Origin of the sequence: Clavibacter zhangzhiyongii (assembly GCF_014775655.1) — a bacterium.
GTDB classification, from domain to species: domain Bacteria; phylum Actinomycetota; class Actinomycetes; order Actinomycetales; family Microbacteriaceae; genus Clavibacter; species Clavibacter zhangzhiyongii.
On the sequence record NZ_CP061274.1, the window covers coordinates 1,129,414 to 1,156,386 of the forward strand.

31 protein-coding genes are annotated in these 26,973 nt (G+C 73.2%); 21 read left to right on the forward strand and 10 right to left on the reverse strand.

Translation table 11 applies throughout. From position 1 onward, the window contains the following. Together prfA and prmC are read left to right on the forward strand one after the other, a co-directional pair. Positions 1–1,080, forward strand: coding sequence for a peptide chain release factor 1 (gene prfA / locus H9X71_RS05420; protein ID WP_191148673.1), 1,080 nt, complete (start codon positions 1–3; stop codon positions 1,078–1,080). 33 nt (positions 1,081–1,113) lie between these two features. Then, a complete protein-coding gene (gene prmC / locus H9X71_RS05425; RefSeq protein ID WP_191148674.1) occupies positions 1,114–1,989 on the forward strand; it encodes a peptide chain release factor N(5)-glutamine methyltransferase in 876 nt (291 codons plus the stop codon). A gap of 42 nt (positions 1,990–2,031) precedes the next feature. Here prmC and H9X71_RS05430 read toward each other — a convergent pair whose 3' ends face one another. Further along, a complete protein-coding gene (locus H9X71_RS05430; protein WP_191148675.1) occupies positions 2,032–2,685 on the reverse strand; it encodes an HAD-IA family hydrolase in 654 nt (217 codons plus the stop codon). Positions 2,686–2,756: 71 nt separating this feature from the next. Here H9X71_RS05430 and H9X71_RS05435 point away from each other — a divergent pair, with 71 nt between their 5' ends. The 12 genes from H9X71_RS05435 (at position 2,757) to yaaA (ending at position 13,568) form a co-directional block, all read left to right on the forward strand. Then, the gene (locus tag H9X71_RS05435) at positions 2,757–3,743 is read left to right on the forward strand and encodes an L-threonylcarbamoyladenylate synthase (protein ID WP_342355637.1); all 987 of its coding nucleotides are present in this window, start codon (positions 2,757–2,759) and stop codon (positions 3,741–3,743) included. After that, on the forward strand, positions 3,740–5,059 hold the full coding sequence (locus tag H9X71_RS05440) for an MraY family glycosyltransferase (RefSeq protein ID WP_191148676.1): 1,320 nt from the start codon (positions 3,740–3,742) through the stop codon (positions 5,057–5,059). The genes H9X71_RS05435 and H9X71_RS05440 overlap by 4 nt, the downstream gene beginning before the upstream one ends. Further along, the gene (locus tag H9X71_RS05445; protein ID WP_191148677.1) at positions 5,056–5,526 is read left to right on the forward strand and encodes a Cg1360 family ATP-synthase-associated protein; all 471 of its coding nucleotides are present in this window, start codon (positions 5,056–5,058) and stop codon (positions 5,524–5,526) included. Before H9X71_RS05440 ends, H9X71_RS05445 begins: the two co-directional genes overlap by 4 nt. 178 nt (positions 5,527–5,704) lie before the next feature. Then, complete coding sequence (gene atpB / locus H9X71_RS05450) at positions 5,705–6,529, forward strand: F0F1 ATP synthase subunit A (RefSeq protein WP_483398707.1); 825 nt, start codon at positions 5,705–5,707, stop codon at positions 6,527–6,529. A gap of 46 nt (positions 6,530–6,575) precedes the next feature. Continuing rightward, a complete protein-coding gene (locus H9X71_RS05455) occupies positions 6,576–6,809 on the forward strand; it encodes an ATP synthase F0 subunit C (protein WP_012299262.1) in 234 nt (77 codons plus the stop codon). An 11-nt stretch (positions 6,810–6,820) separates the two neighbouring features. Next, positions 6,821–7,387 carry a F0F1 ATP synthase subunit B gene (locus H9X71_RS05460; RefSeq protein WP_191148678.1) on the forward strand — a complete coding sequence of 189 codons (567 nt, stop codon included), beginning with the start codon at positions 6,821–6,823 and terminating at the stop codon, positions 7,385–7,387. Continuing rightward, positions 7,387–8,178, forward strand: a complete 792-nt coding sequence (locus H9X71_RS05465; protein WP_191148679.1) for a F0F1 ATP synthase subunit delta — start codon at positions 7,387–7,389, stop codon at positions 8,176–8,178. The genes H9X71_RS05460 and H9X71_RS05465 overlap by 1 nt, the downstream gene beginning before the upstream one ends. Positions 8,179–8,233: 55 nt before the next feature. Continuing rightward, on the forward strand, positions 8,234–9,871 hold the full coding sequence (gene atpA / locus H9X71_RS05470; RefSeq protein ID WP_094115478.1) for a F0F1 ATP synthase subunit alpha: 1,638 nt from the start codon (positions 8,234–8,236) through the stop codon (positions 9,869–9,871). A 49-nt stretch (positions 9,872–9,920) separates the two neighbouring features. Further along, complete coding sequence (locus H9X71_RS05475; protein ID WP_191148680.1) at positions 9,921–10,820, forward strand: F0F1 ATP synthase subunit gamma; 900 nt, start codon at positions 9,921–9,923, stop codon at positions 10,818–10,820. A gap of 33 nt (positions 10,821–10,853) precedes the next feature. Beyond that, the gene (gene atpD, locus H9X71_RS05480; RefSeq protein ID WP_191148681.1) at positions 10,854–12,314 is read left to right on the forward strand and encodes a F0F1 ATP synthase subunit beta; all 1,461 of its coding nucleotides are present in this window, start codon (positions 10,854–10,856) and stop codon (positions 12,312–12,314) included. A 1-nt stretch (position 12,315) separates the two neighbouring features. Next, positions 12,316–12,585 carry a F0F1 ATP synthase subunit epsilon gene (locus H9X71_RS05485; RefSeq protein WP_191148682.1) on the forward strand — a complete coding sequence of 90 codons (270 nt, stop codon included), beginning with the start codon at positions 12,316–12,318 and terminating at the stop codon, positions 12,583–12,585. Positions 12,586–12,812: 227 nt separating this feature from the next. Next, positions 12,813–13,568 carry a peroxide stress protein YaaA gene (gene yaaA, locus H9X71_RS05490; protein ID WP_191148683.1) on the forward strand — a complete coding sequence of 252 codons (756 nt, stop codon included), beginning with the start codon at positions 12,813–12,815 and terminating at the stop codon, positions 13,566–13,568. 48 nt (positions 13,569–13,616) lie between these two features. Here yaaA and H9X71_RS05495 read toward each other — a convergent pair whose 3' ends face one another. From H9X71_RS05495 to H9X71_RS05505, 3 genes are all read right to left on the reverse strand, one after another. After that, on the reverse strand, positions 13,617–14,210 hold the full coding sequence (locus tag H9X71_RS05495) for a DNA-3-methyladenine glycosylase I (RefSeq protein ID WP_191148684.1): 594 nt from the start codon (positions 14,208–14,210) through the stop codon (positions 13,617–13,619). Then, the gene (locus H9X71_RS05500; protein WP_244961820.1) at positions 14,207–14,767 is read right to left on the reverse strand and encodes a methylated-DNA--[protein]-cysteine S-methyltransferase; all 561 of its coding nucleotides are present in this window, start codon (positions 14,765–14,767) and stop codon (positions 14,207–14,209) included. The genes H9X71_RS05495 and H9X71_RS05500 overlap by 4 nt, the downstream gene beginning before the upstream one ends. Before the next feature lie 106 nt (positions 14,768–14,873). Next, a complete protein-coding gene (locus H9X71_RS05505) occupies positions 14,874–15,353 on the reverse strand; it encodes an Lrp/AsnC family transcriptional regulator (protein ID WP_191148685.1) in 480 nt (159 codons plus the stop codon). Positions 15,354–15,583: 230 nt separating this feature from the next. Here H9X71_RS05505 and H9X71_RS05510 point away from each other — a divergent pair, with 230 nt between their 5' ends. Further along, a complete protein-coding gene (locus H9X71_RS05510; RefSeq protein WP_191148686.1) occupies positions 15,584–16,741 on the forward strand; it encodes an FHA domain-containing protein in 1,158 nt (385 codons plus the stop codon). Next, positions 16,738–17,574, forward strand: coding sequence for a PP2C family protein-serine/threonine phosphatase (locus H9X71_RS05515; protein WP_191148687.1), 837 nt, complete (start codon positions 16,738–16,740; stop codon positions 17,572–17,574). Before H9X71_RS05510 ends, H9X71_RS05515 begins: the two co-directional genes overlap by 4 nt. Before the next feature lie 39 nt (positions 17,575–17,613). Here the strand turns inward: H9X71_RS05515 and dapD are convergent, their stop codons facing one another. Next, entirely contained in the window at positions 17,614–18,600 is a 987-nt protein-coding gene (gene dapD, locus H9X71_RS05520) for a 2,3,4,5-tetrahydropyridine-2,6-dicarboxylate N-succinyltransferase (protein WP_191148688.1), read from the reverse strand. A gap of 79 nt (positions 18,601–18,679) precedes the next feature. Between dapD and dapE the strand changes: the two genes are divergently transcribed. From dapE to H9X71_RS05535, 3 genes are all read left to right on the forward strand, one after another. Then, complete coding sequence (gene dapE, locus H9X71_RS05525) at positions 18,680–19,777, forward strand: succinyl-diaminopimelate desuccinylase (RefSeq protein WP_191148689.1); 1,098 nt, start codon at positions 18,680–18,682, stop codon at positions 19,775–19,777. Beyond that, complete coding sequence (locus H9X71_RS05530; protein ID WP_244961822.1) at positions 19,759–21,006, forward strand: hypothetical protein; 1,248 nt, start codon at positions 19,759–19,761, stop codon at positions 21,004–21,006. Before dapE ends, H9X71_RS05530 begins: the two co-directional genes overlap by 19 nt. Positions 21,007–21,150: 144 nt before the next feature. Beyond that, entirely contained in the window at positions 21,151–21,324 is a 174-nt protein-coding gene (locus H9X71_RS05535) for a DUF3117 domain-containing protein (RefSeq protein WP_012037866.1), read from the forward strand. A gap of 89 nt (positions 21,325–21,413) precedes the next feature. On the opposite strand, the gene H9X71_RS05540 is transcribed toward H9X71_RS05535, so the two are convergent. Then, complete coding sequence (locus tag H9X71_RS05540; protein WP_191148690.1) at positions 21,414–22,046, reverse strand: O-methyltransferase; 633 nt, start codon at positions 22,044–22,046, stop codon at positions 21,414–21,416. 174 nt (positions 22,047–22,220) lie between these two features. Between H9X71_RS05540 and H9X71_RS05545 the strand changes: the two genes are divergently transcribed. Beyond that, entirely contained in the window at positions 22,221–22,595 is a 375-nt protein-coding gene (locus H9X71_RS05545) for a twin-arginine translocase TatA/TatE family subunit (protein WP_191148691.1), read from the forward strand. A 21-nt stretch (positions 22,596–22,616) separates the two neighbouring features. Here the strand turns inward: H9X71_RS05545 and H9X71_RS05550 are convergent, their stop codons facing one another. After that, positions 22,617–23,534, reverse strand: a complete 918-nt coding sequence (locus H9X71_RS05550) for a LysR family transcriptional regulator (RefSeq protein WP_191148692.1) — start codon at positions 23,532–23,534, stop codon at positions 22,617–22,619. A 116-nt stretch (positions 23,535–23,650) separates the two neighbouring features. Here H9X71_RS05550 and H9X71_RS15035 point away from each other — a divergent pair, with 116 nt between their 5' ends. Beyond that, a complete protein-coding gene (locus H9X71_RS15035; protein ID WP_255414062.1) occupies positions 23,651–23,773 on the forward strand; it encodes a hypothetical protein in 123 nt (40 codons plus the stop codon). 108 nt (positions 23,774–23,881) lie between these two features. Here the strand turns inward: H9X71_RS15035 and H9X71_RS05555 are convergent, their stop codons facing one another. From H9X71_RS05555 to H9X71_RS05565, 3 genes are read right to left on the reverse strand one after another with little or no spacing between them, the layout of a single operon-like run. Beyond that, positions 23,882–25,057 carry an Mrp/NBP35 family ATP-binding protein gene (locus H9X71_RS05555; RefSeq protein ID WP_191148693.1) on the reverse strand — a complete coding sequence of 392 codons (1,176 nt, stop codon included), beginning with the start codon at positions 25,055–25,057 and terminating at the stop codon, positions 23,882–23,884. After that, the gene (locus tag H9X71_RS05560) at positions 25,047–25,595 is read right to left on the reverse strand and encodes a DUF1003 domain-containing protein (protein WP_191148694.1); all 549 of its coding nucleotides are present in this window, start codon (positions 25,593–25,595) and stop codon (positions 25,047–25,049) included. The genes H9X71_RS05555 and H9X71_RS05560 overlap by 11 nt, the downstream gene beginning before the upstream one ends. Continuing rightward, a complete protein-coding gene (locus H9X71_RS05565) occupies positions 25,579–26,925 on the reverse strand; it encodes a magnesium transporter MgtE N-terminal domain-containing protein (protein WP_191148695.1) in 1,347 nt (448 codons plus the stop codon). The genes H9X71_RS05560 and H9X71_RS05565 overlap by 17 nt, the downstream gene beginning before the upstream one ends. Positions 26,926–26,973 lie beyond the last annotated feature (48 nt).

Sequence of the window (26,973 nt, forward strand, 5' to 3'; positions counted from 1 at the left end):
GTGTTCGAGTCCGTCGTCCAGCTGCTGGAGGAGCACGAGGAGCTCCAGCAGCAGCTCGGCGACCCCGAGCTGCACGCCGACGCGTCGCGCTCGCGCAAGGTCAACCGCCGCTACGCGGAGCTCAGCCGGATCGTCGCCGCGCACGCGGAGTGGACCCAGCTCGGCGACGACCTGGCGGCCGCGCGCGAGCTGGCCGAGGAGGACCGGGCGTTCGCCGACGAGATCCCCGGCCTCGAGCAGGCGCTCGACGCGGCGCAGGAGAAGCTCCGGCGGCTCCTGATCCCGCGCGACCCCGACGACGCGCGCGACGTCATCATGGAGATCAAGATGGGCGAGGGCGGCGCGGAGTCCGCGCTGTTCGCCGCCGACCTGCTCCGGATGTACCTGCACTACGCCGAGTCGCGCCGCTGGAAGACCGAGGTCCTCAGCCAGACGCAGAGCGACCTCGGCGGCTACAAGGACGTGCAGGTCGCCATCAAGGGCACCTCGGACGACCCCGCCCTCGGCGTGTGGGCGCACCTCAAGTACGAGGGCGGCGTGCACCGCGTGCAGCGCGTGCCGGCCACCGAGTCGCAGGGGCGCATCCACACCTCGGCCGCGGGCGTGCTCGTGATCCCCGAGGTCGAGGAGGTCGAGGAGGTCGCCATCGATCCCAACGACCTCAAGATCGACGTCTACCGCTCGTCCGGCCCCGGCGGCCAGTCGGTCAACACGACCGACTCCGCCGTCCGCATCACCCACCTGCCCACGGGCATCGTGGTCGCGATGCAGAACGAGAAGAGCCAGCTGCAGAACCGCGAGGCCGGCATGCGGGTGCTCCGCGCGCGCGTCCTCGCGAAGCAGCAGGAGGAGATCGACGCGGAGGCCTCGGCCGTGCGCCGCAGCCAGATCCGCACGATGGACCGGTCCGAGCGCATCCGCACGTACAACTTCCCGGAGAACCGCATCGCGGATCACCGCACGGGATACAAGGCGTACAACCTCGACGCCGTGATGAACGGTGCCCTCGACCCGGTCGTGGAGTCCTGCATCCTGGCCGACGAGGAGGCGCGGCTCGACGCGCTCGGGACCGACGCGTGACCCGTGCGCAGGCCGCGCGCGGACCCGTCGCCCGTGGCTGACGGGGAGGGCGTCCCGGACACCGTGGACGCCCTCCGCATGCGCGTCGGCCGGGCGCTCGCGGCGGCCGGGATCGAGGATCCCGCGGTCGACGCGGAGCTGCTCGTCGGGCACGTCCTCGGCCTCAGCCGCGGGCAGGTGCAGTCGCGCGCCATCACGCGCGCGGCCGTCGACTCCACGGACGCCCGGCGCGTCCTCGAGCTGACCGCCCGTCGGGCCCGCCGCGAGCCGCTGCAGCACATCACGGGCGTGGCGCACTTCCGGTCCCTCGAGCTCCTCGTGGGTCCCGGCGTCTTCGTGCCGCGGCCCGAGACGGAGCACGTGGCGCAGCTCGCGATCGACGCGCTGTCGGCCGCGCCGGGGGACGCGCCCGTCGCGGTCGACCTGGGCACGGGATCCGGCGCGCTCGCGCTGGCCCTCGCCACCGAGGTGCCCCACGCGCGCGTGCACGCGGTCGAGGTCTCTCCGGCCGCGCACGCCTGGACCGCGCGCAACGTCGCCCGGCTCGCGCCCCGCGTCGACCTCGTGCTCGGCGACCTCGCCGACGCGTTCCCCGCGCTCGACGGCACGGTGTCCGTCGTCGTGTCGAACCCGCCCTACATCCCCGTGGACGCGGTGCCGCGCGATCCCGAGGTGCGGCTGCACGATCCCGCGCTCGCGCTGTACGGCGGCGCGGACGGCCTCGACGTCGTGCGGCTCGTCTCGGCGACCGCCCGGCGCCTCCTGCACCCCGGCGGCGCGCTCGTCATCGAGCACGGCGAGCTGCAGGGCGACGCGATCCGCGCGCTCCTCGACGCCGACGGCTGGCGCGCGACCGCGACGCACCAGGACCTCACCCGCCGCGATCGCGCGACGACCGCGCTGCGCTGACGCGGATCACGCGCCCGCTCCGCCGGGCGGCGCAGGGCCCGGTCAGCCGGCCTGCGCCTGCGCCCGGATGAACGCCTCGACCGCGGGCAGCAGGTCGCCGTCGCCGCGCACGTGATGCCCGTGGATCCCGAGCCCGCGCGCCGACTCCACGTTGTCGAGCCGGTCGTCCGCGAAGAACGTCCGCCCGGCCGGCTGCCCGTAGGCGGCGAGCACCCCGCGGAACACGGCGGGATCCGGCTTCCGGGCGCCGTACCCGCTCGAGGTCCGCAGGTGCTCGACGCCGAACAGCGGCACGAGCTCACGCGCGAGCTCCGGCAGGTGCCGGGCGGCGAGCGCGTTGTTGTTGGTGAGCAGCGTGATCCGCCCCGCCTCCCGGGCCCGCGCCACGGCCTCCAGCGCCGCCGGGCGCACGACCATGGACGCGCGGCGGCGGCGCACCCACTCGGCCTCGTCCAGCTCCACCCCGACCGCGGCGCAGAACGCGGCGAGGTACGCGTCGGCGTCGAAGCGGCCCGCCTCGGCGGCCCACTCGCCCTCGTCGTTGTACCAGCGGCGGCGGAGCTCCGGGAGGTCGTGGCCCGTCGCCGCGGTGATCCGGTCGGCCGGCCCGCGCCAGTCGTGGTCGTAGAGCACGTCGTCCATGTCGAACACGAACAGGAGCCCGTCGGGCGCGGGGGAGGAGGGCGCGGAGGTCATCACGCCCAGTATGCGGGGGCGCACGCCACGCGGGTCCGCCGCTCAGGGGCGGGGCCGGTCGCTCGGCTACGATGAGCGACGACATGGCGCGCATCTACGACTGCTCAGTCGACACCGACCTCCTCACCGGCATGAGACTCGCCCGACAGGCGGTGGGCCGCGGCGAGGTCGTCGTCATCCCCACGGACACGGTCTACGGCGTCGCGGCCGACGCCTTCAACCCCGAGGCGGTGCAGCGGCTGCTCGACGCGAAGGGCCGCGGTCGCGACGCCCCGCCGCCCGTCCTCATCCCCGGGCAGTCCACGCTCGACGCCCTCGCGGACTTCGTGCCCGACGTCGTCCGCCGCCTGGTGGACGAGTTCTGGCCGGGCGGCCTCACCGTGATCCTCGTGGCGCAGCCGTCGCTCGTGTGGGACCTCGGCGAGACGCGCGGCACCGTCGCGCTCCGCATGCCCGCCAACTCCTTCGCGCTCGAGCTCCTCGCGGAGACCGGGCCGCTCGCGGTGTCGTCCGCCAACAAGACGGGCCGGCCCGCCGCGGCCACCGCGCAGGAGGCCGCCGAGCAGCTCGACGACGCCGTCTCGATCTTCCTCGACGGCGGCGCCGCCGGGGGAGCGGCCTCGACCATCGTCGACGCGTCGCGCGTCACCCAGGCGGGCGGTCGTGTCCGCATCGTCCGCGAGGGCGCCGTCACGCGCGCGCAGATCCAGCAGCTCATCGGCGACGAGCTCGAGCCCGTCGTGGCCGCGCCGTCCGAGCCGGAGGCGCGCGACGCGGACGCCGACGCCGCCGCAGCCGACGCTCCCGCCGAGGCCGACCGGCCCGACGAGGTCGAGGCGCCCCGCGGCATCGCGAGCGGCGCCGAGCGCACCGACGGGTCCGCGGATCCCGCCGCCGTCGCCGCGCCCGCGGCCGAGGCGCCCGCCGCCGGCCCCACGTACCCCGCCTTCGTCGAGCCCGACGCCGAACCGGCGTCCGCGGCGCCGGCCGACGCGCAGCCCGCCGACGCGCCGTCGTCGGCCGAGCCCCCCGCGGATCCGCCCGCGCACCCCCGGTGACCTACTACGCGGCCATGGCGGTCGTGTCTGCGGTCATCACGCTCGTCCTCTCGATGGTCGTCATGAAGCTCGGCTACCGCTACCGGCTCTACCCCGCGATCCGGGCGCGCGACGTCCACACGCAGCCCACGCCCCGCCTCGGCGGCGTCGCCATGTTCGCCGGGATCCTCGTGGCCTTCGCCGTCGCCTCGCAGGTGTCGTGGTTCGGCCTGGTCTTCGAGCGGCCCGGCCCCGTGTTCGCCATCCTCGGCGCCGCGCTCATGATCGTGGTCATCGGGGTCCTCGACGACATCTACGACCTCGACTGGATGATCAAGCTCGCCGGCCAGATCCTCGCCGCCGGCCTCCTCGCCTGGCAGGGCGTCGCCATCTCGTCGCTGCCCATCGGCGGCCTCACGGTCGGGTCGTCCCAGATGTCGATCATGCTGACGATCTTCGCGATCGTCCTCGTCATGAACGCCGTCAACTTCATCGACGGCCTCGACGGGCTGGTCGCCGGCGTCGCGATCATCGCGAACGGCGCGTTCTTCCTCTACAGCTTCCTGCTCTCCGACACCGCCACCGGCCAGACGGAGCGCTTCAACCTCGCCTCGCTCATCAGCGCGATCCTCATCGGCGCGTGCCTCGGCTTCCTGCCGTTCAACTGGCACCCGGCGAAGCTCTTCATGGGCGACGCGGGCGCGCTGCTGGTCGGCCTCCTCATGGCCACGAGCGCCATCGCGGTGACGGGCGAGATCGACCCGAACCCGGAGACCTTCGGCCGCTCGCAGCTGCTGCCCGCGTTCCTGCCGATCCTCCTGCCGTTCGCGATCCTCATCGTCCCGCTGCTCGACTTCGCCCTCGCCGTGTTCCGGCGCCTCAAGGCCGGCAAGTCGCCGTTCAGCGCCGACCGCAAGCACCTGCACCACCGCCTGCTCGACATGGGCCACTCGCGCCTGCACGCGACGCTGATCTTCTACGCGTGGACCGGGGTCGTGTCCGCCGGCTGCCTGCTCATGTTCGTCGTCCAGCCCTACGCCTGGGGCGTCGGCTTCATCGCGGTGGGCATGGTCGCCTGCGCGGTCGTGACCCTCGCCCCGCTCAGCCGACGCAAGCGCCTCGAGGCCGCCGCGCAGCTCGTGCCCGCCGACGCCGAGTCGGAGGACGCCGCCGCGTACGACCCGCTCGACGAGGCCGCCGTCGACCGCCCGCTCGCGCGACTCACCGAGTCCGAGCTCCAGGCCGTCGAGCGCGAGCACGCCGACCTCGCCACCGGGGCCAACGCGACCCGATCCACCGACGCCCCGCACGCCGGGAACAGCAAGGAGACCCCATGACCGACACCCCGAGCGCGCCCGGCCCCGCGGAGCAGCCCGCGCGGAAGGACGTCTTCGCGCGCATCCTCATCGGCGGCGCCGTGCTCGCCCTGGCCATCGCGGTGGTCGGCGGGATCGTCGGCTTCGCGGTCGACGGCGGCCGCGGGCTCCTCAGCGCCGTGATCGGCAGCGCCATGGCCCTCGTCTTCCTCGGGCTCACGGCCGGCAGCATCCTCTTCGCGAACCGGTTCCAGTCCTCGCCGATCTACCCGACGATCTTCTTCTCGGTGGTGCTCGGCGCCTGGCTGCTGAAGTTCGTGGTGTTCCTCGCCATCGCCCTGGCGCTCAAGGAGCAGCCCTGGATCAACCTCGTCGTGCTGTTCGTGACCGTGATCGTGGGCGTCGTGGGCGCCCTGGTGATGGACATGATCGTGATCACCAAGGCCCGCGTCGGCTACGTCAGCGACGCGCGCCTGCCCGGACGCTAGGCGCGCGCCGCCCGGCCGTCGGCAGGGGGGACGCGATTAGTCAGGGCACCCTCATTGTTGATAGTCTCTCTCGTGACGATTCCCGTCGGGCCGTGCCCAGAACCACCTCACGCCGGCGTCTTCTCACCCCATCCGTTCGTCGCCGCGAGAGCTCGCGCTCCACGCCCCGAAACAGGAGATAGCGCTGTTAGCCACCGCTGCACCCAGCATCATCACCCTCGCCGCTGAAGACTCGGGTGAGGGGTTCCACGCTCCCACGCTCTCGGAGTTCTTCCCGCCGATCGCCTTCTTCGAGGGCACGGGCTTCGACCTCAACCGCATCATGCTCATCAGGCTCCTGGTGATGGCGGTGCTGGTGGTCCTGTTCGTCGTCGGCACGCGGAAGCTCGCCCTGGTCCCCGGCCGAGGCCAGAACCTCGTCGAGATGGGCGTCGACTTCGTCCGCGTCAACATCGCGGAGGACATCCTCGGCAAGAAGGACGGCCGTCGGTTCCTCCCGATCCTGATGACCATCTTCTTCCTGGTCCTCGGCATGAACCTCACCGGCGTCATCCCGTTCCTCAACATCGCGGGCACGTCGGTCATCGGGCTCCCGCTGCTCCTGGCGCTCGTCGCCTACGTGACCTTCATCTACGCCGGCATCAAGGACCGGGGCGCGATGTTCTTCAAGAACACGCTGTTCCCGGCCGGCGCCCCGAAGGCGGTCTACCTCCTCCTCACGCCCATCGAGTTCCTCTCGACGTTCATCATCCGGCCGGTCGCGCTCACGCTCCGACTCCTGATGAACATGCTCGTGGGGCACCTCCTGCTGGTGCTCTGCTTCTCCGCGACGTGGTTCTTCCTCTTCGAGGCGCAGGGCGCGCTCAAGATCCTGGGCGCCGGCACCCTCGTCCTCGGATTCGCGTTCACGCTCTTCGAGCTGCTCGTCGCCGTCCTGCAGGCCTACATCTTCGCCCTCCTCACCGCCGTCTACATCCAGATGGCCGTGGCGGAGGAGCACTAAGCGATCTCGTCGACCAACGAGATCACCCAACCGGAAGGAAACCCCAGTGGACCCCATCATCACCGCCGAGATCACCGGCAACATCGCGACCGTCGGCTACGGCCTCGCAGCGATCGGCCCCGGCATCGGTGTCGGTATCGTCGCCGGCAAGACCGTCGAGGCCATGGCCCGCCAGCCCGAGATGGCCGGCAGCCTCCGCACCACGATGTTCCTCGGCATCGCGTTCTCCGAGGCGCTCGCGCTCATCGGCCTCGCGACCTACTTCATCTTCACCAACTAGGGGACACGCACATGCTCACGCCCCACAACGTGATGGCGGCAGGTGAAGAAGCGCCGAGCATCCTCCTACCCGCGGTCTACGACATCGTGTGGTCGGCGGTCGTGTTCGTCGTCCTCCTGGTCGTCATCTGGAAGTACGCGCTCCCGCGCGTCTACGCCATGCTCGACGGCCGCACCGAGGCCATCGCCGGCGGCATCGAGAAGGCCGAGCGCGCGCAGGCCGAGGCCGACGCCGCGAAGGCCGAGCTCACCGCGCAGCTGGCCGAGGCACGCGCCGAGGCCGGCCGCATCCGCGAGCAGGCCCGCGTCGACGCCACGGCCATCGCCGCGGAGATCAAGGAGCAGGCCCAGGCCGACGCCGCCCGGATCACCGCCAGCGCGCAGCAGCAGATCGAGGCCGAGCGCCAGCAGGCGGTCGTCTCGCTCCGCTCGGAGGTCGGCTCGCTCGCGATCGACCTCGCGTCGGGCGTCATCGGCCAGAGCCTCACGGACGACCAGCGCTCCACCGCGCTCGTCGACCGGTTCCTCGCCGACCTGGAGGCCAGCGAGACCGCCGGCAGGACGGGATCCGCCAGCTGATGGGCAGTGCATCGCGCGCATCGCTGGACTCCGCCCGCCGCGTCCTCGCGGAGCTCGGGGGCGTCGACCTGTCGACGGCCGGTCAGCTCCTCGGAGCCGGCCGCGCCATCGGCGGATCCACGCACCTGCTCTCCGCACTGGCGGACACCGGCATCGCGCCGGAGGTCAAGCACTCCATCGTGGACCGGGTCTTCGGCGGCACCGTGCAGGAGCCGGCGCTCCGCGTCCTCCGTGCGGTCGTCGACGGCCGCTGGTCGTCGCACGACGAGCTGCTGGCGGGCATCGAGGAGCTCGGCATCCGCGCCGTGGCCATCTCGGCCCCCGAGGGCACGCCCCTCGAGGCCGAGCTGTTCACCTTCGGCCGGGCCGTGTCCATGGACGACGGCCTCGAGCTCGCGCTCGGCGACAAGCTCGGCGACGCCGAGGCGAAGTCGACGCTCGTCCACCGCCTCCTCGGCGGCCGGGCGTCCGAGCAGACCGTCGTGATCGTCGAGCAGCTCGTGCAGCAGCCCCGCGGCCGCCGCATGGGGGAGCTCGTGCGCCACGCCGCAACCCTCGTGGCCGACCAGGCGGGGTTCACCATCGCCACCGTCCGCGTCGCCTCGCCCCTGTCGCCCGAGCAGTCGGAGCGCCTCGCGCAGGCACTGAGCCGCCGGTACTCCCGGCGGGTCGAGCTGAACCAGGTCGTGGACCGCGACCTCGTCGGCGGCCTCCGCGTCCAGATCGGCGACGACGTCATCGACGGCAGCGTCGCCACCAGGATCAACGATTTGAGACTCCAGTTCGCCTGACCGGCGGGCGTCACCTCGGGAGCCGTCGGCTCCCGTGAATGCAAAGGGAAAGAAGATGGCAGAACTTTCGATCAGCCCCGACGAGATCCGGGACGCGCTCAAGGACTTCGTGCAGTCCTACGAGCCCGGCAAGGCCTCGACCACCGAGGTCGGGTACGTGCTCGACGCGGGCGACGGAATCGCCCACGTGCAGGGCCTGCCCGGCGTCATGGCCAACGAGCTCATCACGTTCGCCGACGGGACCCTGGGCCTCGCCCAGAACCTCGAGGAGAGCGAGATCGGCGTCATCGTGCTCGGCGAGTTCGCCGGCATCGAGGAGGGCATGGAGGTGCGCCGCACCGGCGAGGTGCTCTCCGTCCCCGTCGGCGACGGCTACCTCGGCCGCGTCGTGGACCCGCTGGGCAACCCCATCGACGGCCAGGGCGAGATCGCGAGCGAGGGCCGTCGCGCCCTCGAGCTCCAGGCGCCCGGCGTCATGCAGCGCAAGAGCGTGCACGAGCCCATGCAGACCGGCATCAAGGCGATCGACGCCATGATCCCGATCGGCCGCGGCCAGCGCCAGCTCATCATCGGCGACCGCCAGACCGGCAAGACGGCCATCGCGATCGACACGATCATCAACCAGAAGGCCAACTGGGAGTCCGGCGACACGAACAAGCAGGTGCGCTGCATCTACGTCGCCATCGGCCAGAAGGGCTCGACCATCGCCTCCGTGCGCGGCGCCCTCGAGGAGGCCGGCGCCATGGAGTACACGACCATCGTCGCGTCCCCCGCGTCCGACCCCGCCGGCTTCAAGTACCTGGCGCCCTACACCGGCTCGGCCATCGGCCAGCACTGGATGTACGGCGGCAAGCACGTCCTCATCATCTTCGACGACCTGTCCAAGCAGGCCGAGGCCTACCGCGCCGTCTCGCTCCTCCTGCGCCGCCCGCCGGGACGCGAGGCGTACCCCGGCGACGTGTTCTACCTGCACTCCCGCCTGCTCGAGCGCTGCGCCAAGCTCTCGGACGAGCTGGGCGCCGGATCGATGACGGGCCTGCCCATCATCGAGACGAAGGCGAACGACGTCTCGGCGTACATCCCGACCAACGTGATCTCGATCACCGACGGCCAGATCTTCCTCCAGTCCGACCTGTTCAACGCGAACCAGCGTCCCGCGGTCGACGTCGGCATCTCGGTGTCCCGCGTCGGCGGCGACGCCCAGGTGAAGAGCATCAAGAAGGTCTCCGGCACGCTGAAGCTCGAGCTGGCGCAGTACCGCTCCCTCGAGGCGTTCGCGATCTTCGCGTCCGACCTCGATGCGGCCAGCCGTCGCCAGCTCGCCCGCGGCGCGCGCCTCACCGAGCTGCTCAAGCAGCCCCAGTACTCGCCGTTCCCCATCGAGGAGCAGGTCGTCTCGATCTGGGCGGGCACCAAGGGCAAGCTCGACGAGGTCCCCGTCGAGGACATCCTCCGCTTCGAGCGCGAGCTGCTCGACCACCTCCACCGCAACACGGAGGTGCTGTCGCAGCTCAAGGAGAAGAACGTCCTCACCGACGACATCACCGACGCGCTCGACAAGGCCGTGGACCAGTTCAAGCTCGAGTTCCAGACGGGCGAGGGCAAGCCGCTCGCCTCCGTGGGATCCGAGAGGTTCGAGCCCGCCAAGGCCGAGGACGTCAACCAGGAGCAGATCGTCAAGGGCAAGCGCTGACGCGCTCGCCTCACCGATCCGCCACCGACCGAGACCGATAGGGAGACTCATGGGAGCGCAACTCCGGGTCTACACGCAGAAGATCAAGTCCGCGCAGACGACGAAGAAGATCACCCGCGCGATGGAGCTGATCTCCGCGTCGCGCATCCAGAAGGCGCAGCAGCGGATGGCGGCGTCCGCGCCGTACAGCCGTGCCGTCACGCGCGCGGTCTCGGCGGTGGCGACGTTCTCCAACGTCGACCACATCCTCACGACCGAGCCCGAGAAGGTGGAGCGGGCGGCGATCGTCGTCTTCGCCTCCGACCGCGGCCTGGCCGGCGCGTTCAGCTCCAGCGTCCTGAAGGAGTCGGAGCAGCTCGCCGAGCTGCTCCGCTCGCAGGGCAAGGAGATCGTCTACTACCTGGTGGGCCGCAAGGCCGTCGGGTACTTCAAGTTCCGGAAGCGCGCCTCGGAGCGCATCTGGACGGGCAGCACCGAGAAGCCCGAGTTCGAGATGGCGAAGTCCATCGGCGACGCGCTCGTGGAGAAGTTCGTGACCGAGGCGTCCGCGGGCGGCGTGGACGAGATCCACATCGTCTTCAACCGCTTCGTGTCGATCGCCACGCAGAAGCCCGAGGTCGTGCGGCTGCTGCCGCTCGAGGTCGTCGAGGGGGTGGAGGCTCCCGGTGACGGCGCCGTCCTGCCGCTCTACGAGTTCGAGCCCGAGGTGGGCGACGTGCTCGACGCGCTGCTGCCCGTCTACATCGAGAGCCGCATCTTCAACGCCATGCTGCAGTCGGCCGCCTCCGAGCACGCCGCGCGCCAGAAGGCCATGAAGTCGGCGAGCGACAACGCCGACAAGCTCGTGACCACGTACACGCGGCTGCGGAACAACGCGCGGCAGACCGAGATCACGCAGCAGATCTCCGAGATCGTCGGCGGCGCGGACGCGCTCGCCTCAGCCAAGTAAGACTTCCCCGCTTCACGAAAGAAGAGAGAGACAATGACTGACACCGCCACTGCGCCGGTCGACACCGACAGGGTGGCCGGCGTCGGACGCATCGCACGCGTCACCGGCCCGGTCGTGGACATCGAGTTCCCGCACGACTCGATCCCCATGGTCTACAACGCCCTGAAGACCACGATCACCATCGGCGAGGAGTCGACGGAGATCACGCTCGAGGTCGCCCAGCACCTCGGCGACGACCTGGTCCGCGCCATCGCCCTCAAGCCCACGGACGGCCTCGTCCGCGGCCAGGAGGTGCGCGACACCGGCGAGGCGATCTCCGTCCCCGTCGGCGACATCACCAAGGGCAAGGTCTTCAACGTCACCGGCGACATCCTGAACAACGTCGGCGGCGAGCCGATCGAGATCACCGAGCGCTGGCCCATCCACCGCAAGCCCCCGATGTTCGACCAGCTCGAGTCCAAGACGCAGCTGTTCGAGACCGGCATCAAGGTCATCGACCTCCTCACCCCGTACGTGCAGGGCGGCAAGATCGGCCTGTTCGGCGGCGCGGGCGTCGGCAAGACCGTCCTCATCCAGGAGATGATCCAGCGCGTCGCGCAGGACCACGGCGGCGTGTCCGTGTTCGCCGGCGTCGGCGAGCGCACGCGTGAGGGCAACGACCTCATCATGGAGATGGAGGAGGCCGGCGTCTTCGACAAGACCGCGTTGGTCTTCGGCCAGATGGACGAGCCGCCGGGAACGCGCCTGCGCGTCGCCCTGTCCGCGCTCACGATGGCGGAGTACTTCCGCGACGTGAAGAACCAGGACGTGCTGCTCTTCATCGACAACATCTTCCGCTTCACGCAGGCCGGCTCCGAGGTCTCGACGCTGCTCGGCCGCATGCCGTCCGCGGTGGGCTACCAGCCGAACCTCGCGGACGAGATGGGCGTGCTCCAGGAGCGCATCACGTCGACCCGCGGCCACAGCATCACGTCGCTGCAGGCCATCTACGTCCCCGCGGACGACTACACCGACCCGGCACCGGCCACCACGTTCGCGCACCTCGACGCGACGACGGAGCTCAGCCGCGAGATCGCCTCGCGCGGCCTCTACCCTGCCGTCGACCCGCTGACGTCCACCAGCCGCATCCTCGACCCGCGGTACCTGGGCCAGGCGCACTACGACACGGCCACCCGCGTCAAGGCGATCCTGCAGAAGAACAAGGAGCTCCAGGAGATCATCGCGATCCTCGGCGTCGACGAGCTCTCCGAGGAGGACAAGGTCACGGTCTCCCGAGCCCGCCGCATCCAGCAGTTCCTCTCGCAGAACACGTACATGGCGAAGAAGTTCACGGGTGTCGAGGGCTCGACCGTGCCGCTGAAGAACACCATCGAGTCGTTCTCGAAGATCGCCGACGGCGACTACGACCACGTCGCCGAGCAGGCGTTCTTCAACGTCGGCGACCTCGACGACGTCGAGCGCCGCTGGTCCGAGATCCAGAAGGAGAACGGCTGACATGGCCCGCGCTGATCTCACGGTGACCGTGGTGTCCGCCGACCAGCAGGTCTGGTCGGGGCAGGCGTCCATGGTCGTCGCGCGCACCAGCGAGGGCGAGATCGGCATCCTCGCCGGTCACGAGCCGCTCCTGGCGATCCTCGCGACCGGCAACGTCCGCATCACGCAGGACGGCGGCGCCGTGATCACGGCCGACGCCGACGAGGGCTTCCTCTCGGTGGAGAACGACAACGTGACCGTGGTCGCGCGCCAGGCCTCCCTGGTCGCGTAGCGCCGCGTCCGTCCGACGGCGGGCGGTCCCCTCGGGGGCCGCCCGCCGTCGTGCGTCCGGGTGGTCGCCGGGAGATGCTGCCGCGCCGTCATGCGCTCGGTCCCGTCGCGGCCGGACGGCCGCACGGCCATCCGGCGCCCCGGTGCTCCGGCCTCCGCGCGGCGCTCGCGTCGCCCTGCCCCGCCCTTCGACCGCCCCTTCCGTCCCGACACCCGCCCGGAGGTCCCGTGCTCGTCCTGCTGCCCCCGTCCGAGACGAAGCGCGACGGCGGCGAGGAGGGGTCGCACCTCGACCTCGAGCGGCTCGCCTTCGCGGAGCTGACCGCGGAACGGCGCACGGTGGTGCGTGCCGTGGCCGACCTCGCCCGGGATCCGGAGGCGGCGGCGCGCGTGCTCAAGCTCGGACCGCGCCAGGCCGGGGAGGTCGAGCGGAACCGCCTCCTGGAGTCGTCGCCCACCATGCCGGCGCTGCTCCGCTACACGGGCGTGCTCTACGATCCGATCCGGGCCGAGGGCCTCGACGCCGCGCAGTCCGCCTTCGCGGGACGTCACGTCGCGGTGCACTCGGCGCTCCTCGGGCCGGTGATGGCGATGGATCCCATCCCCGCGTACCGGCTCTCGCACGACAGCAGGGTGCCGGGGCTCCGGATGAAGGCCCACTGGGTCGCCTCGGTGCGCCGGGCCCTCGAGGGCGTGCCCGGCCTCGTGCTCGACCTGCGCTCGGAGGGCTACGCGGCGCTCGGACCGCGGCCCGGCCACGAGGACTCCGCCGTGGTCCGCGTCGTCGCACGCGGCGCGGACGGCACGGTGCGCGCGCTCAACCACTTCAACAAGAAGGCCAAGGGCGAGCTGGTGCGCGCGCTGATCCTCGCCGGGCGCGACCTCGGGTCCGTCGCCGAGCTGCTCGACTGGGCGGTGTCGGCGGGCATCGACCTGAGCCGCGGCGACACCGGCGAGCTCGTGCTGGTGGCAGCCCACGGCTGACGCTCGCGGCCCGTCTGCCGTCGGCGGCACGTCGCACGACGCGGGGGATCAGGCGGCCCGGTGGCAGCCGACGACGTGGTCGTCGACGAGCCCGGAGGACTGCATCAGCGCGTAGACGGTCGTGGGGCCGACGAAGCGCAGGCCGTGCGCCTTGAGCTCGCGGCTGAGCGCCGTGGACTCGGCGGTGACGGCCGGGATGTCGTCGGCGGTCGCGGGCCGGGGCCGCGTGGCCGGGTCGGACGCGTGCGCCCAGATCATCCGGTCGAGGGCGCCCTCGCCCCGCTCGTCGACGAGCGCGTGCACGGCCCGTGCGTTGCCCGCCGCCGCGAGGATCTTCGCGCGGTTGCGGATGATGCCGGCGTCGCCCATCAGCCGCTCGACGTCGTCCTCGTCCATGGCGGCGACGGCGTCGACGTCGAAGCCGTGGAAGACCTCCCGGAACCGCGGGCGCTTGCGGAGGATCGTGATCCAGGAGAGGCCGGCCTGGAAGCCCTCGAGGCACAGCTTCTCGAACAGCGGCCGGTCGCCGTGCAGCGGGCGGCCCCACTCCTCGTCGTGGTAGCGGCGGTACTCGGGATCGGCGGCCGACCAGGCGCAGCGGACGACGCCGTCGTCCCCGGTGACGAGCGACGGCCGGGTCACGAGGACAGCACCGATCCCTCGAGCGCGAGCAGCGACACCTTGGTCGTGATCCCGTCGCCCGCGCTGAAGCCGGTGACCCGCCCGTCGGCGCCGAGGACGCGGTGGCACGGCACGAGGATGCAGAGCCGGTTGGCGCCGACCGCACCGCCGACGGCCCGCGCCCCTCCGGGACGACCGGCTGCGAGCGCGAGCGCGCCGTACGTGGTGACGCCGCCGTGGGGCACGCGCGTGAGCGCCTCCCAGACCGCGACCTGGAACGCCGAGCCCGTGAGCCGCAGGGGCACGTCGAACGCGCCCCTGCGGCCGGCGAAGTACTCCTCGAGCTGGCGCGCCGCCTCGGCGAGCACCGGGCTCGGCCGGTCGTCGAGGTGGTCGAGCGGCAGGGCGCCCGCGGTGGCGATGGACAGGGACACGACGCGGTCGTCCTCGGCCACGAGCTCCAGGCGGCCGACGGGCGACGGCATCCGCAGGAGGGCGGCGTCGGCCGGGAGGGCGCCCGCGCGGCCGTCGGGCGTGCGGGGAGGGGCGATCGCGGATGCGGAGGGAGAGGGGGTCATGCGGCGACGGTACGACGTGCGCACCGGATCACCGCGGCGCCGCCGGGGTCGGGGGAGAGGGGACGCCGCGCCGGTCGGGGGAGGAGGCGGCGCCTCCGCGCCGCGGTCACCGGGAGCGCCCGTGCCCGTCCTGCGTGTGCACCTTCAGGTACACGAACGTCTCGGTGCTCACCACGCCGTCGAGCGCGCGGATGCGGGCGTTGAGCAGCTCCACGAGCTCCTCGTCGTCCTCGCAGACGACCTCGGCGAGGAGGTCGAAGGTGCCCGCCGTCATCACGACGTAGTCGACCGCGGGGATGGCGGCGAGGGCGTCCGCGACGACGCGCACGTCGCCGCTCACGGTCACCCCGATCATGGCCTGGCGGGTGAGGCCGAGCTGCTGCGGATCGGTGAGCGCGACGATGCGGATCACGCCGCCGTCGGTGAGCTTCTGCACGCGCTGGCGGACGGCGGCCTCGCTCAGCCCGACGGCCTTGCCGATCTCGGCGTAGGAGCGGCGGCCGTCCTCGCGCAGCTGCTCCACGATGGAGCGGGAGATCCGGTCGATCGGGAGCCCGCGGGCGGAGGGGCGCGGCGGCGTGCTCATCGTCCGAGCATGGCAGTCCGGCGGGGGTCGGGCAACCGGATCCGCGGCAGGCGGCCCTTCCCGCAGCGCGGATGCCCCTCCGCGACCGCGGATCCGCGGAGCGACGGCCTCCCGCGCACCCCTCGGGTGGGGCACGCCCGCGCGGTAGGATCCCTCTCAGCGCGTCCGACCGCCCGAGGCCCGACGCCGATCCGCCCGCCCGGGCGCCGACCCTCGATGGAGCCGATGACGTGAGCGAGGGCTCCCACCGATCCGCTCCCGCAGGCGCCGGACCCGCGGGCGTCGTGGTCGCCGTGCCTCACGCGGCCGTGCTGCTGCCCGCCGGCGTGCGTCCGCGCATCGTGGAGGACGTCTGGCGCGCGGTGCAGGATCCGGCCGTGCCCGCCGAGTCGATCGTCGCGGTCCTGCCGTTGCGCGGGCCGGACGAGGTCGCGTCCTTCGCGGTGGTCGTGCACGAGCGCGGCGACGCCGGCGGAGGGCTGAGCCTGCAGGTCGTGCTGCGGGGCGACGCGGTGCTCGACGTCGCGGTCGCCGGCGAGCCGGAGCCCCGGCGCCTGGATGCCCGGGACGCCCTGCCCTTCTACCTCGCGACGGTCGAGCGCGTCATCGCGTACCGCGCGGCGCGGGCCGCCGCTGAGGCGTCCACGGCGGCCCCGGACGGCCTGCCCCTGCGGGCCGGGGCGGCGGCGGGCGACGCGGTCGCCTGGGAGCCCGGCACGGTGTCGTCGACCGCCGCGGCCCCCGCGCTCGTCGCCACCGTCCTCGATCCGCCGCCGGCCGGCCGACCGTCGGCCCCCGCGTCCGCTCCGGCCGCCCCCTCCGGCCGCCGCCGCGGGGCGCACGCGCACCCCGACGCCGTCACGGACGCGGAGCCGCCGCGCCGCGCCGCCGCGGCCGGCGCCGCCGCGGCCGACGCCGCAGCGGGTCCCGACGCGGCCGCCCGTGCGCGCTCGGCTGGCGTGCCCACCGTCGCGATCCCCACGGCGCCCGAGGCCGACGGCCCCCGCGTCGTCCATGCGATCCGCATCCTCCGCGAGGACGCGACGGGCGGCGCATCGCCCGTCGACGCGGGGACCGAGCGCATCCCGCTCGACGTGCCCGTCCTCATCGGCCGCCGCCCGCGCCCGCCGCGCATCGTCCGGGGCGCGCCGCCGCGGCTGGTCGCGGTGCCCTCGCCGCTCGGTGAGATCTCGGGCACGCACCTGTCCGTGCGGCAGGAGGCGGGCGCCATCGTCGTGACCGACCTCGACTCCACCAACGGCACCGTCGTGCTCGCCCCGGGCGCCGAGCGACTGGCGCTGCGGCCCGGCGAGTCGCTCGTGGTGGTGCCCGGCACCCGCGTCGACGTCGGCGACGGCGTCGTCCTCGAGATCCTGTCGGCCCGATGACGGCCATCGGACCGGACGTCGTCGAGACCGCCCTCGCGCTGCCCGACGGCCGCACTCTCGTGCTCGGCTGGGCGTCGGCCACGGACCGCGGCCTCCGCCGCGACCACAACGAGGACAGCCTCCTGGCCGCCGTCCCCTACTTCGCCGTCGCCGACGGCATGGGAGGGCACGCGGCCGGCGACGTGGCGAGCGACGCGGTGATCCGCCGCCTCGCCGACGAGCAGGGCCGCGCCGAGGGCGGGTTCGCGGATCCCGAGGGCGTGGAGCCGGCGCTCGAGCTCGCCGTCGACGACATCCGCGAGGAGACCGGCGACCTCGAGCTGCACGCCGGCACCACCGTCACGGGCGCGTGCCTCACGCTCGTCTCCGACCGGCCGTACTGGGCCGTGTTCAACGTCGGCGACTCGCGCGTGTACCAGCTGCGCGGCGAGGTGCTCGAGCAGGTGACGGTCGACCACTCCGTCGTGCAGGAGATGGTGGACGCGGGCCGGATCACGCGCGCGCAGGCGGATCGGCACCCCGACGGCAACATCATCACGCGCGCGGTGGGCGTCGGCGACGCCGCCGAGGCCGACTACTGGCTGCTGCCCGTCACCGCGCGGCTGCGCCTGCTCGTCTGCTCCGACGGGCTGACCAAGGAGCTGGCCGACGCGGAGATCCGCGGCCACCTCCTGCGCGCCGACGACGCGTCGACCGCGGTGCGCGACCTCGTCGAGCACGCGCTGGAGAACGGCGGGCGCGACAACGTCACGGCCGTCGTGGTGGACGTGCTGCGGATCGACCCCGCACCCGACGGGACCGCGGCGCCCCGCCGCCGCTACCTGCGACGCTGATCCGCGCGGATGCCGGCGGCGGAGCGGTCGCGCGTGCCGCTACGCGTGCAGCGCCTCGTTGAGGATCGTGCCGCCCCCGCGACGCGGCACTGCCTCGACGGCGCCCGTCAGGGAGTTGCGGCGGAAGAGGATCCCCGGGAGCCCCGACAGCTCGACGGCCTTCACCTGGCGCACCTGGCCGTCCGCCCCCGGCGACTCGCCCGCGAGCCGGACCTTGGTGCCCGCCGTCACGTAGAGGCCGGCCTCCACGACGCTGTCGTCGCCGATGGAGATGCCGACGCCCGAGTTCGCGCCGAGCAGCGCCCGCGCGCCGATGACCACGCGCTCGGTGCCGCCGCCCGAGAGCGTCCCCATGATGGACGCGCCGCCGCCGATGTCCGACCCGTCGCCGACGACCACGCCCTGCGAGATGCGCCCCTCGACCATGGAGGAGCCGAGCGTCCCCGCGTTGAAGTTGACGAAGCCCTCGTGCATCACGGTGGTGCCGGGGGAGAGGTGCGCGCCGAGCCGCACGCGCGACGCGTCGGCGATGCGCACGCGGTCGGGCGTGACGTAGTCGAGCAGGCGCGGGAACTTGTCGACCCCGTGCGCGGCGATCCCGGCCCGCTGCAGCGAGGGGCGGAGCCGGTCGAAGTCGTCCGGGTGCACCGGCCCGGCGTTGGTCCACACGACGATGGGGAGGTGGCCGAAGATCCCGTCGAGCGAGATCGTGTTCGGTGCCGTGAGCAGGTGGCTGAGCAGGTGCAGCCGCAGGTAGGCGTCGGGCGTGGAGGCGGGCGGCGCCTGCAGGTCGATCTCGACGGTGACGATGTCGATCGTCACGCCGCGGCGGGGGTCGGCGACCGCGAGCTCCTCCACCCAGGCCGGCGCGATCCAGCGGTCGCGGCCCGCGGGCAGGGAGCCCAGCTCCGGCGCGGGGAACCACGTGTCGAGCACGGTGCCGTCGGAGGCGACGGTGGCGAGGCCGTAGCCCCACGCGGATCCGGTGGCGGGCGCGGTGGACGGGGTCGGAGCGGGGGAGGCCATGCGGCCAGCGTACCGATCGCCGCTCGTCGCCCGGGCGCTCTCCAGGACCGCGTCCGGCCCCCGACCTAGGATGATCCGCATGCCGACCGAGACACCCCCCGCGCCCGACCTCGACCTCACCGCCGGGAGCGTGGAGCTCACCCGGCGCATCTGCGACATCGAGTCCGTATCGGGCGACGAGGCCCCGCTCGCCGACGCCATCGAGCGCGCGCTCGCCGGCTGCGACCACCTCGAGGTGCTCCGCGACGGCGACGCCGTCATCGCCCGCACGCACCTCGGCCGCGACCGCCGGGTCGTCATCGCCGGCCACATCGACACCGTGCCGCTCAACCGCAACCTGCCCACGCGCACCGAGCACGACGGGGGCGTCGAGTACCTCTGGGGCCGCGGCACCGTCGACATGAAGGCGGGGGTCGCCGTGCAGCTGGTCCTCGCGGCCGAGCTCGCGGATCCCGCCTACGACGTCACGTGGATCTGGTACGACCACGAGGAGGTGTCCGACAGCCTCAACGGGCTCGGCCGCCTCGCCCGCACGCGCCCCGAGCTCCTCGAGGGCGACTTCGCGATCCTCGGCGAGCCCACCCGCGCCGAGATCGAGGGCGGCTGCAACGGCAACCTCCGCGTCGAGGTGCGCGCGTACGGGAAGCGCTCGCACTCGGCCCGCTCGTGGGTCGGCGAGAACGCCATCCACCGCATCGCGCCCGTGCTCGCCACGCTGGCCGCCTACGAGGCGCGCGAGGTGGAGGTCGACGGGCTCGTGTACCGGGAGGGCCTCAACGCGGTCGGCGTCTCGGGCGGCATCGCCGGCAACGTGATCCCCGACGAGGCGATGGTGCACGTCAACTACCGCTTCGCCCCGAGCCGCTCCGGCGCCGAGGCCGTCGAGCACGTCACGAGCCTCTTCCCCGGCTTCGAGGTCACGGTCGTCGACCTCGCCGAGGGCGCGCGGCCCGGGCTCGACGCCGAGATCGCGCAGCCCTTCCTCGCGGCGGTCGGCGGCGAGGCGCGTCCCAAGTACGGCTGGACCGACGTGGCCCGCTTCAGCGCGCTCGGCGTGCCCGCCGTCAACTACGGCCCCGGGGATCCGCTCCTCGCGCACCACGACGACGAGCGCGTCGACGTCGCCCAGATCACCTCGTGCGAGCGCGGCCTCCGGGCGTGGCTGACCGCGCGCTGACCCGGCCGGCCGCACCGGCGGAGGGCGCGCGCGAGCTGCCCGCGGATCCGGGCAAGGCCGCCGTCCGCGGGCGCTGGCCCTGGTGGGCGGGCGTGCTCGCGGTGTACGCCGCGTCGCGGGTCCTCACGTCCGCGCTCATGCTCCTCGCCGCCCGCACGCAGATCGCGTCGCCGTGGGGTCCCGCGTCCCCGAGCCTGCTGCAGTTCGCGACGTTCTGGGACACCGGCTGGTACCGCACGATCCTGCTGCGCGGCTACCCGTCCGTCCTCCCGGTCGACGCCGCCGGCCACGTGCAGCCGAACGCGTGGGCGTTCATGCCCGTCTACCCGGCCGTCGTGCGCGTCGTCGAGGTCGTGACCGGCGCGACCTTCGAGCAGGCCGCCGTCGCCGTGTCCCTCGTGGCGGGCGCGGGCGCCGTGCTGGTGCTGCACCGGCTCCTGTCGCGGTTCCTGCCGCCCGGTGCGGTGAGGACGGCCGTGGTCCTCGTCTGCGTGGCCCCGCTGTCGCCGCTGTTCCAGATCGGGTACGCGGAGAGCCTGTCGGCGCTCGTCCTGCTGTGGGCGCTGCTGCTCCTGGTCGACCGGCGCTACGCGGTGCTCGTCCCCGCCGTCGTGCTGCTCGCCTTCACCCGGCCGCTCGGCGCGGCCTTCGCGCTCGCCCTGGTGCTGCACATCGTCCACCGGCTGCGGACGGCCGGCGTCGACCCGTTCCCCGTCGCGGAGCGGGCGCGCGCGGGAGCGGCCGCGGTCGCCGCCGGGGGCGCCGCGCTCGCCTGGCCCGTGATCGCGTGGATCCGCACGGGCTCGCCCACCGCCTACACCGACACCGAGCTCGCCTGGCGCGCGGGCTACACGGGCTTCCGCCACCTGATCCCCTTCGAGCCCTGGTTCGACGGCGCGGCCTTCTGGATCGGCGGCCCGGCAGGCGTGATCGCCGTGGTCCTCGTCGTGGCGGTCTCCGCCGGGATGCTGCTCCTGCCCGCGGTGCGCGCGCTCGGCCCCGAGCTCCGCATCTGGGTCGCCGCGTACGGCGTCTACCTGCTCGCCGTCTTCTTCCCGCAGTCGAGCCTGTTCCGCCTGCTGCTGCCGATGATCCCGCTGGCCGGCGCCCTCGCCCTGCCGCGGTCGCGCGCCTACCGGGTCGCCCTCGTGCTCGCGGCGATCGCCGGGCAGTGGCTCTGGATCGACGTCGTCTGGCGCATGACCACCGCCGACTGGACGCCGCCGTGATCCGCGTCGCGCCCCCGTCCGGCGTCCGCGCGCGCCCCCTCCACCGCCGGTCGGCGACGCGGCGGCCGTAGCACGGCGCCGCGCGTTCATCGGGGGACGTGTCCATGCGGGATAATGGAGTCACATCCACGAAAGGGGAGCCGAATGGCAGCCATGAAGCCCAGGACCGGCGACGGACCGATGGAGGCCGTGAAGGAGGGCAGGCTCATCATCGTGCGCGTGCCCTTGGAGGGTGGCGGCCGTCTGGTCGTCTCCGTCAACGACGCCGAAGCGAAGGAGCTTCACGACGCCCTCGCCGCGGTCACCAGCGCGAGCTAGTCGACGAGCGCACCACGCGACACCGCCCGCCCCGTCATCGACGGGGCGGGCGGTGCCGTTCTCGGGCGTCTCCCGGCGGGAGGCCGCCGTCAGCGTCCGGTCTTGGCGATCTGGAGCAGCCCGTCGCCCGCGGGGGTGAGCGCGGCCACCACCGCGCCCGATCCCGCGGTCTCCTGCACGAGCGTGCGGAACGCCGCGGTCTGCGCGTCGCGCGCGGCCGGGTTCTGCACGCGTCCGCGCCAGAGCGCGTGGGGCACGAGCACGAGGCCGCCGGTGCGCGCGAGGCGCAGGCCGTGCTCGACGTACTCGATGACCTGACCGGGATCCGCGTCCACGAGCACGAGGTCGTAGCTCGCGTCGCTCATGCGCGGCAGCACGTCGAGCGCGCGGCCCGTGATGAGGCGCACGCGGTTGGCGGGCACCTCGGCGTCCGCGAGGATCTCGCGGGCCGCCTGCTGGTGGTCGAACTCGACGTCGATGCTCGTGAGGATCGCCCGCGGAGCGCCGCGGAAGATGCAGAGGCCGGAGACGCCGGCGCCCGTGCCGATCTCGATGACGCTCGTGGCGCGCGTCGCCGCGGCCAGGAGCGAGAGCTGCGCGCCGACGGCGGGGGAGACGGCCTCGATGCCGAGCTCCCGGGAGTGCTGGCGCGCCAGGGCGATGTGCTCGTCCTCGACGACGACGTCCTCGGCGAACTTCCACCCGGTCTCCTGGTCGGACACGCGGCACCTCCCTCTTCCGGGTCCCCAGGGTATCGGCCCGGGGAGTGCCGGCCGGACGGCGGCGACCGGCCCCGGCTGTCCGCGGAGCCCCCGACGGGCGGCCCGGGCTGACCGGACCCTGCGCGGGCGCGTGGATCGGGCGGAGATCGGGCGGCGACCGGCTAGCCTGTGATCATGTTCGGCCTGACGTTCGAGAAGCTGATGCTCATCGGCATCATCGCCGTGTTCCTGCTCGGCCCCGAGCGGCTGCCGATCTACACCCAGAAGCTCGCGGACCTGGTGAAGACCGTGCGTCGCATGGCCACCGGAGCGCGCGAGCGGATGCGCGACGAGCTGGGCCCGGAGTTCGACGAGGTCGACTGGAAGAAGCTCGACCCGCGCCAGTACGACCCGCGCCGCATCATCAAGGAGGCGCTGTTCGAGGACGAGCCCGTGGTCACCAAGCCGCGCGTCCCCGTGGAGACCACCGTCGCGCGCCGCCAGCGGCTCGAGCGCGAGGCCGCCGCCGCATCGGCGCAGCCCGCGCCCTTCGACGCCGAGGCCACCTGACCCGCGTCGATCCCGGTCTGCTCAGGCCGTCCCGCTGACGCGCGCGTCCACCGCGCGCGCCTCCTCCCGGAGCGCGTCGACGACCGCGCGCACCGACGGCCGCTCCGCCCGATCGGGTCGCAGCAGCACGTGCAGGTGCCGCTTCGACGCCACGCCCGACAGCCGCTTCACGACCACGCCGTCGTGCTCGCCTGCCGTGTAGCGCGGCAGCAGGGCGATGCCGTGCCCGGCGGCCACGAGCGACTCCGTGATCCGGGTGTCGCTGAACCGCTGCACGACGCGCGCCGGTGCCCCGACGGCCTGCTCGATGTCGAGGAGGATCCGGTCGAACGGCAGGCCCTGCGGCACGCCGATCCACGGCTCCCCGCTGAGGTCGGCCGGGCTGACGGAGGAGCGGCCGGCGAGGCGGTGGTCGGCGGGCATCGCGACATCGAGCGGCTCGACCATGAGCGGCACGATCACGAGGCCGAGACCCCGCCACGTGCCGGCGCCCGCGAGCGAGTGGGCGAGGACGACGTCGAAGTCCGCGGTGAGGTCGGCGAAGGCGCGGGAGGCCGGATCCCGGTCGCTGGCCCGCAGCGTGAGGTCGGGGATCCCGGCGACGCGGTCGAGCAGCCCGGGCAGCAGCATCTGCGCCGCGGTGGGGAAGGTGGCGAGGGTGACCTCGCCCGACGGCTGGTGCCGGAAGTCCTCCCAGAGCGCCTCCGCCCGCGCCACCGCCACCGCGATGTCGGTCGCCGTGCGGGCGAGCGCACGGCCCGCGTCCGTCAGCACGATCCCGCGTCCCGAGCGCTCCGTGAGGGGCACGCCGGCCTCGCGCTCCAGCACCTTGAGCTGCTGCGAGACGGCCGACGGGGTGCGGCCGGCGGCCCGGGCGACGGCGCCCACGCTGCCGCGGTCGGCGAGCTCTCTGAGCAGCTCGAGGCGGCGGATGTCCATGAAGGCAGGCTACACAACCGGGCAAGGACTATGAGCTTGTCCTGAACGATGCCCGGTGGTCTCATTGGTGGTGCGGCGGAATGCGCCGCCATCCGCCTTCCCGCAGGAGCACCACCATGACCGTCTTCCTCATCGCCGTCGCCGCCCTCTCCGTCTCCGCCATCGCCGGCACCGTCGTCGTCACCGCGCGCGACGGCTACCGCGCTGTGCCGACGCGCACGCACCGCAGCCACGTGTAGTCGGATCCCGACGCACGCACCAGGAGGACGGCAGCCCGCGGGCTGCCGTCCTCCTCGCATGTGAGGCGGGCGCTGCAAGGCCCGACCGCGGTGCGCGCAGCCGCAGCGCTACGAGACGGAGAGCCCGAGCCGCCGACCCGCGAGGCCGCGGCCGCGCGAGGCGAGGTGGTCGGCGACCTGCTGGATCCTCTGCGCCGCCGGGTCTCCCGGGTCGGCCAGCACGATGGGCGCTCCCGCGTCGCCGCCGCTGCGCAGCGCGACGCTCAGCGGCACGCTCGCGATGAGCGGCACGGGCACGTCCTGCCCGACGGAGAGCCGGCGCGCGACCTCCTCGCCGCCGCCCGTCCCGAAGAGCTCGAGCACGGATCCGTCGGCCTGCGCGAACCCGGCCATGTTCTCGACGACGCCGACGACGCGCTGCCCCGTCTGCCGCGCGACGAGCCCGCTGCGTTCGGCCACGTCGGCCGCGGCCGGCTGCGGCGTGGTGACCACGAGCACCTCGGCGTGGGGGAGCAGCTGCCCGACGGTGATGGCGACGTCGCCCGTGCCGGGCGGCAGGTCGAGCAGCAGCACGTCGAGGTCGCCGAAGAACACGTCGGTGAGGAACTGCTGGATGGTGCGGTGCAGCATTGGCCCCCGCCAGGAGACCGCGGTGCCGCCCGCGGAGTCGGGATCCAGGAACATGCCGATGGAGATGACCTTCACGCCGTGCGCGACGGGCGGCAGGATCATGTCGCCGACGCGCGTGGGCTGGGCCGTGCGGCCGTCGGCGCCCACGAGGCCGAGGATCCCGGGGATGGAGAAGCCGTGCACGTCCGCGTCGACGAGGCCCACCGCGAGGCCCTTGGCGGCCAGCGCGACCGCGAGGTTGGCCGTGAGCGTGGACTTGCCGACGCCGCCCTTCCCGCTCGTGACCGCGTAGACGCGCGTGAGGCTGTCGGAGCCGAACGGGATGCCGCGCTTCGCCGCGGGTCCGCGCAGCCGCTCGGTGAGGGCGCGCCGCCGCTCGGGGCTCATCACGCCCACCGTGAGCTCCAGCCGCGCGACGCCCGGGACCGCCTCGACCGTCTCGCGCACGTCGCGCTCGATGGACGTCGCGGCGGGGCAGCCGACGATGGTGAGCGCGATGTCGACGTGCGCCACGCCGCCGTCCTCGACGCGCACGTCGGAGACCATGTCGAGCTCGGTGATGGGACGGCGGATCTCGGGGTCGACCACGCCGACGAGGGCGCGGCGCACCGCGTCGGCCGTGAGCGCCGACGCCCCGGGGGCCTCAGCGGCCATGCGTCCTGCGGGAGGTGCCCTCGGCGTCGTCCGCCTCCGGGTCGTCGCGGCGGTCGAGCTCCTCGAGGAGCTGGCGGAGCTCCGAGCGGATGAAGTCCTTCGACGCGACGTCCTTCATCTGCAGCCGGAGCGACACGACCTCGCGGGCGAGGTACTCGACGTCGGCCACGTTGCGCTCGGCGCGCTGGCGGTCCTGCTCGATCTGCACGCGGTCGCGGTCGTCCTGCCGGTTCTGCGCGAGCAGGATGAGCGGCGCCGCGTACGAGGCCTGCAGCGACAGGATCAGCGTGAGCGCCGTGAAGCCGAGCGCGGCCGAGTCGAACCGGGCCGACTCGGGGCCGAACGTGTTGTAGCAGATCCACGCGACGCAGAACGCGGTGAGGCCCACGAGGAACCAGGGCGTGCCCATGCCGCGAGCGATGGACTCCGTGAACCGGCCGAAGCGGTCGCGGCTCGTGCGGTTGCGCAGCGGGAGGACCGTCGTGCGCAGTCCCTTGGGGGCGTCCAGGCGGATGTCGCGGTTACTCTGCCGTGCCACGGGGGATCCTCCGTCCTCGTCGTGGTCCTGCGGTGGGGATGGCGGCCGTGGCCGTGCCGTGGAACCGGGCGGTCGCGCGCTTGCGCGTCTCGCGTTCCGCGTCGGCGCTGCGCCAGTCGTCCGGCAGCAGGTGGTCGAGCACGTCGTCGATGGTGACGACGCCCACCAGGCGGTGGTTCTCGTCCACGACGGGCACGGAGACGAGGTTGTAGCTCGCCATGATGCGCGACACCTCGGCCGCGCTCGTGTCGGCGCGCACCGGTTCGAGACCCTGGTCGAGCAGCGTGCCGAGGCGCTCGTGCGGCGGGTAGCGCAGCATCCGCTGGAAGTGCACCATGCCGAGGAAGCGGCCCGTGGGCGGCTCGTACGGCGGCAGCGTGACGCACACCGCGGCGCCGAGCGTGGGCGCGAGCTCGTGTCGGCGGATGAGCGCGAGGCCCTCCGCGACGGTCGCGTCGCCGGAGACGATGACGGGATCCGTGGTCATGAGGCCGCCGGCCGTGTCGGGCGCGTAGCTGAGGAGCATGCGGACGTCGTCCGCCTCCTCCGGCTGCATGAGCTCGAGCAGCGCCTCGCCGCGCTCCTCGGAGAGCTGGGCGATGAGGTCGGCGGCGTCGTCGGGCTGCATCTGGTCGAGCACGTCGGCCGCGCGGTCGTCGTCGAGCGTGGCCATGATCTCCACCTGCTGCGACTCGGGCATCTCCTCGAGCACGTCCGCGAGCCGCGCGTCCGGCAGCTCCTCGGCGACCTCGAGGCGGCGGGCCTGGGGCAGGTCGAGCAGCGTGTTGGCGAGGTCGGCGGGGAGGAGGTCGGAGTACGCGGCGAGGAACTGCGAGGCGGACTGGGCGACGCCGGCATCCTGCAGCTCGGCGACCTCGTCCCACCCCGCGAAGAGCGTGGCGCCCTTGGCGAAGGGGGAGGGGCTCGTGCGCGGTCGGCGGCAGAAGAGCTGCGACACCTCCCACTCGGCCTGGCCGGACTCCTCGATGGCGACGTCCTCGATGACGGCGTCGCCGGATCCGTCGCGCATCTTCACGCGGCGCCCCAGGATCTCCGCGATGACGCGCACCTCGCCACCGCGCTGCTCGAAGCGGCGGAGGTTGATGAGGCCGGTGGTGATGATCTGTCCGGAGCCGATGCTCGTGACGCGGCCGATGGAGAGGAACACGCGGCGCTTGCCGGGGATCTCGACGATGAGGCCCACGACGCGCGGAGGGTCGTCCTTGCGGTAGACGACGAGCACGTCGCGCACGCGGCCGACGCGGTCGCCTGCGGGGTCGAACACGCTGCACCCGGCGAGCCGGGCGACGAAGACTCGGGAGGCGCTCACAGAGTCAATCTAGTCGCTCGCCCAGCACCCGCCCGGCCCCCGTGGAAC

Coding starts and splice junctions, on each gene's coding strand:
- H9X71_RS05430 (WP_191148675.1), bottom strand. CDS start 2,685: ATGACCTCCGCGCCCTCCTCCCCCGCGCCCGACGGGCTCCTGTTCGTG.
- H9X71_RS05435 (WP_342355637.1), top strand. CDS start 2,757: ATGAGCGACGACATGGCGCGCATCTACGACTGCTCAGTCGACACCGAC.
- H9X71_RS05445 (WP_191148677.1), top strand. CDS start 5,056: ATGACCGACACCCCGAGCGCGCCCGGCCCCGCGGAGCAGCCCGCGCGG.
- H9X71_RS05460 (WP_191148678.1), top strand. CDS start 6,821: ATGCTCACGCCCCACAACGTGATGGCGGCAGGTGAAGAAGCGCCGAGC.
- H9X71_RS05465 (WP_191148679.1), top strand. CDS start 7,387: ATGGGCAGTGCATCGCGCGCATCGCTGGACTCCGCCCGCCGCGTCCTC.
- atpA (WP_094115478.1), top strand. CDS start 8,234: ATGGCAGAACTTTCGATCAGCCCCGACGAGATCCGGGACGCGCTCAAG.
- H9X71_RS05475 (WP_191148680.1), top strand. CDS start 9,921: ATGGGAGCGCAACTCCGGGTCTACACGCAGAAGATCAAGTCCGCGCAG.
- atpD (WP_191148681.1), top strand. CDS start 10,854: ATGACTGACACCGCCACTGCGCCGGTCGACACCGACAGGGTGGCCGGC.
- H9X71_RS05485 (WP_191148682.1), top strand. CDS start 12,316: ATGGCCCGCGCTGATCTCACGGTGACCGTGGTGTCCGCCGACCAGCAG.
- H9X71_RS05500 (WP_244961820.1), bottom strand. CDS start 14,767: ATGACCCCCTCTCCCTCCGCATCCGCGATCGCCCCTCCCCGCACGCCC.
- H9X71_RS05505 (WP_191148685.1), bottom strand. CDS start 15,353: ATGAGCACGCCGCCGCGCCCCTCCGCCCGCGGGCTCCCGATCGACCGG.
- H9X71_RS05515 (WP_191148687.1), top strand. CDS start 16,738: ATGACGGCCATCGGACCGGACGTCGTCGAGACCGCCCTCGCGCTGCCC.
- dapD (WP_191148688.1), bottom strand. CDS start 18,600: ATGGCCTCCCCCGCTCCGACCCCGTCCACCGCGCCCGCCACCGGATCC.
- dapE (WP_191148689.1), top strand. CDS start 18,680: ATGCCGACCGAGACACCCCCCGCGCCCGACCTCGACCTCACCGCCGGG.
- H9X71_RS05535 (WP_012037866.1), top strand. CDS start 21,151: ATGGCAGCCATGAAGCCCAGGACCGGCGACGGACCGATGGAGGCCGTG.
- H9X71_RS05545 (WP_191148691.1), top strand. CDS start 22,221: ATGTTCGGCCTGACGTTCGAGAAGCTGATGCTCATCGGCATCATCGCC.
- H9X71_RS05550 (WP_191148692.1), bottom strand. CDS start 23,534: ATGGACATCCGCCGCCTCGAGCTGCTCAGAGAGCTCGCCGACCGCGGC.
- H9X71_RS15035 (WP_255414062.1), top strand. CDS start 23,651: ATGACCGTCTTCCTCATCGCCGTCGCCGCCCTCTCCGTCTCCGCCATC.
- H9X71_RS05555 (WP_191148693.1), bottom strand. CDS start 25,057: ATGGCCGCTGAGGCCCCCGGGGCGTCGGCGCTCACGGCCGACGCGGTG.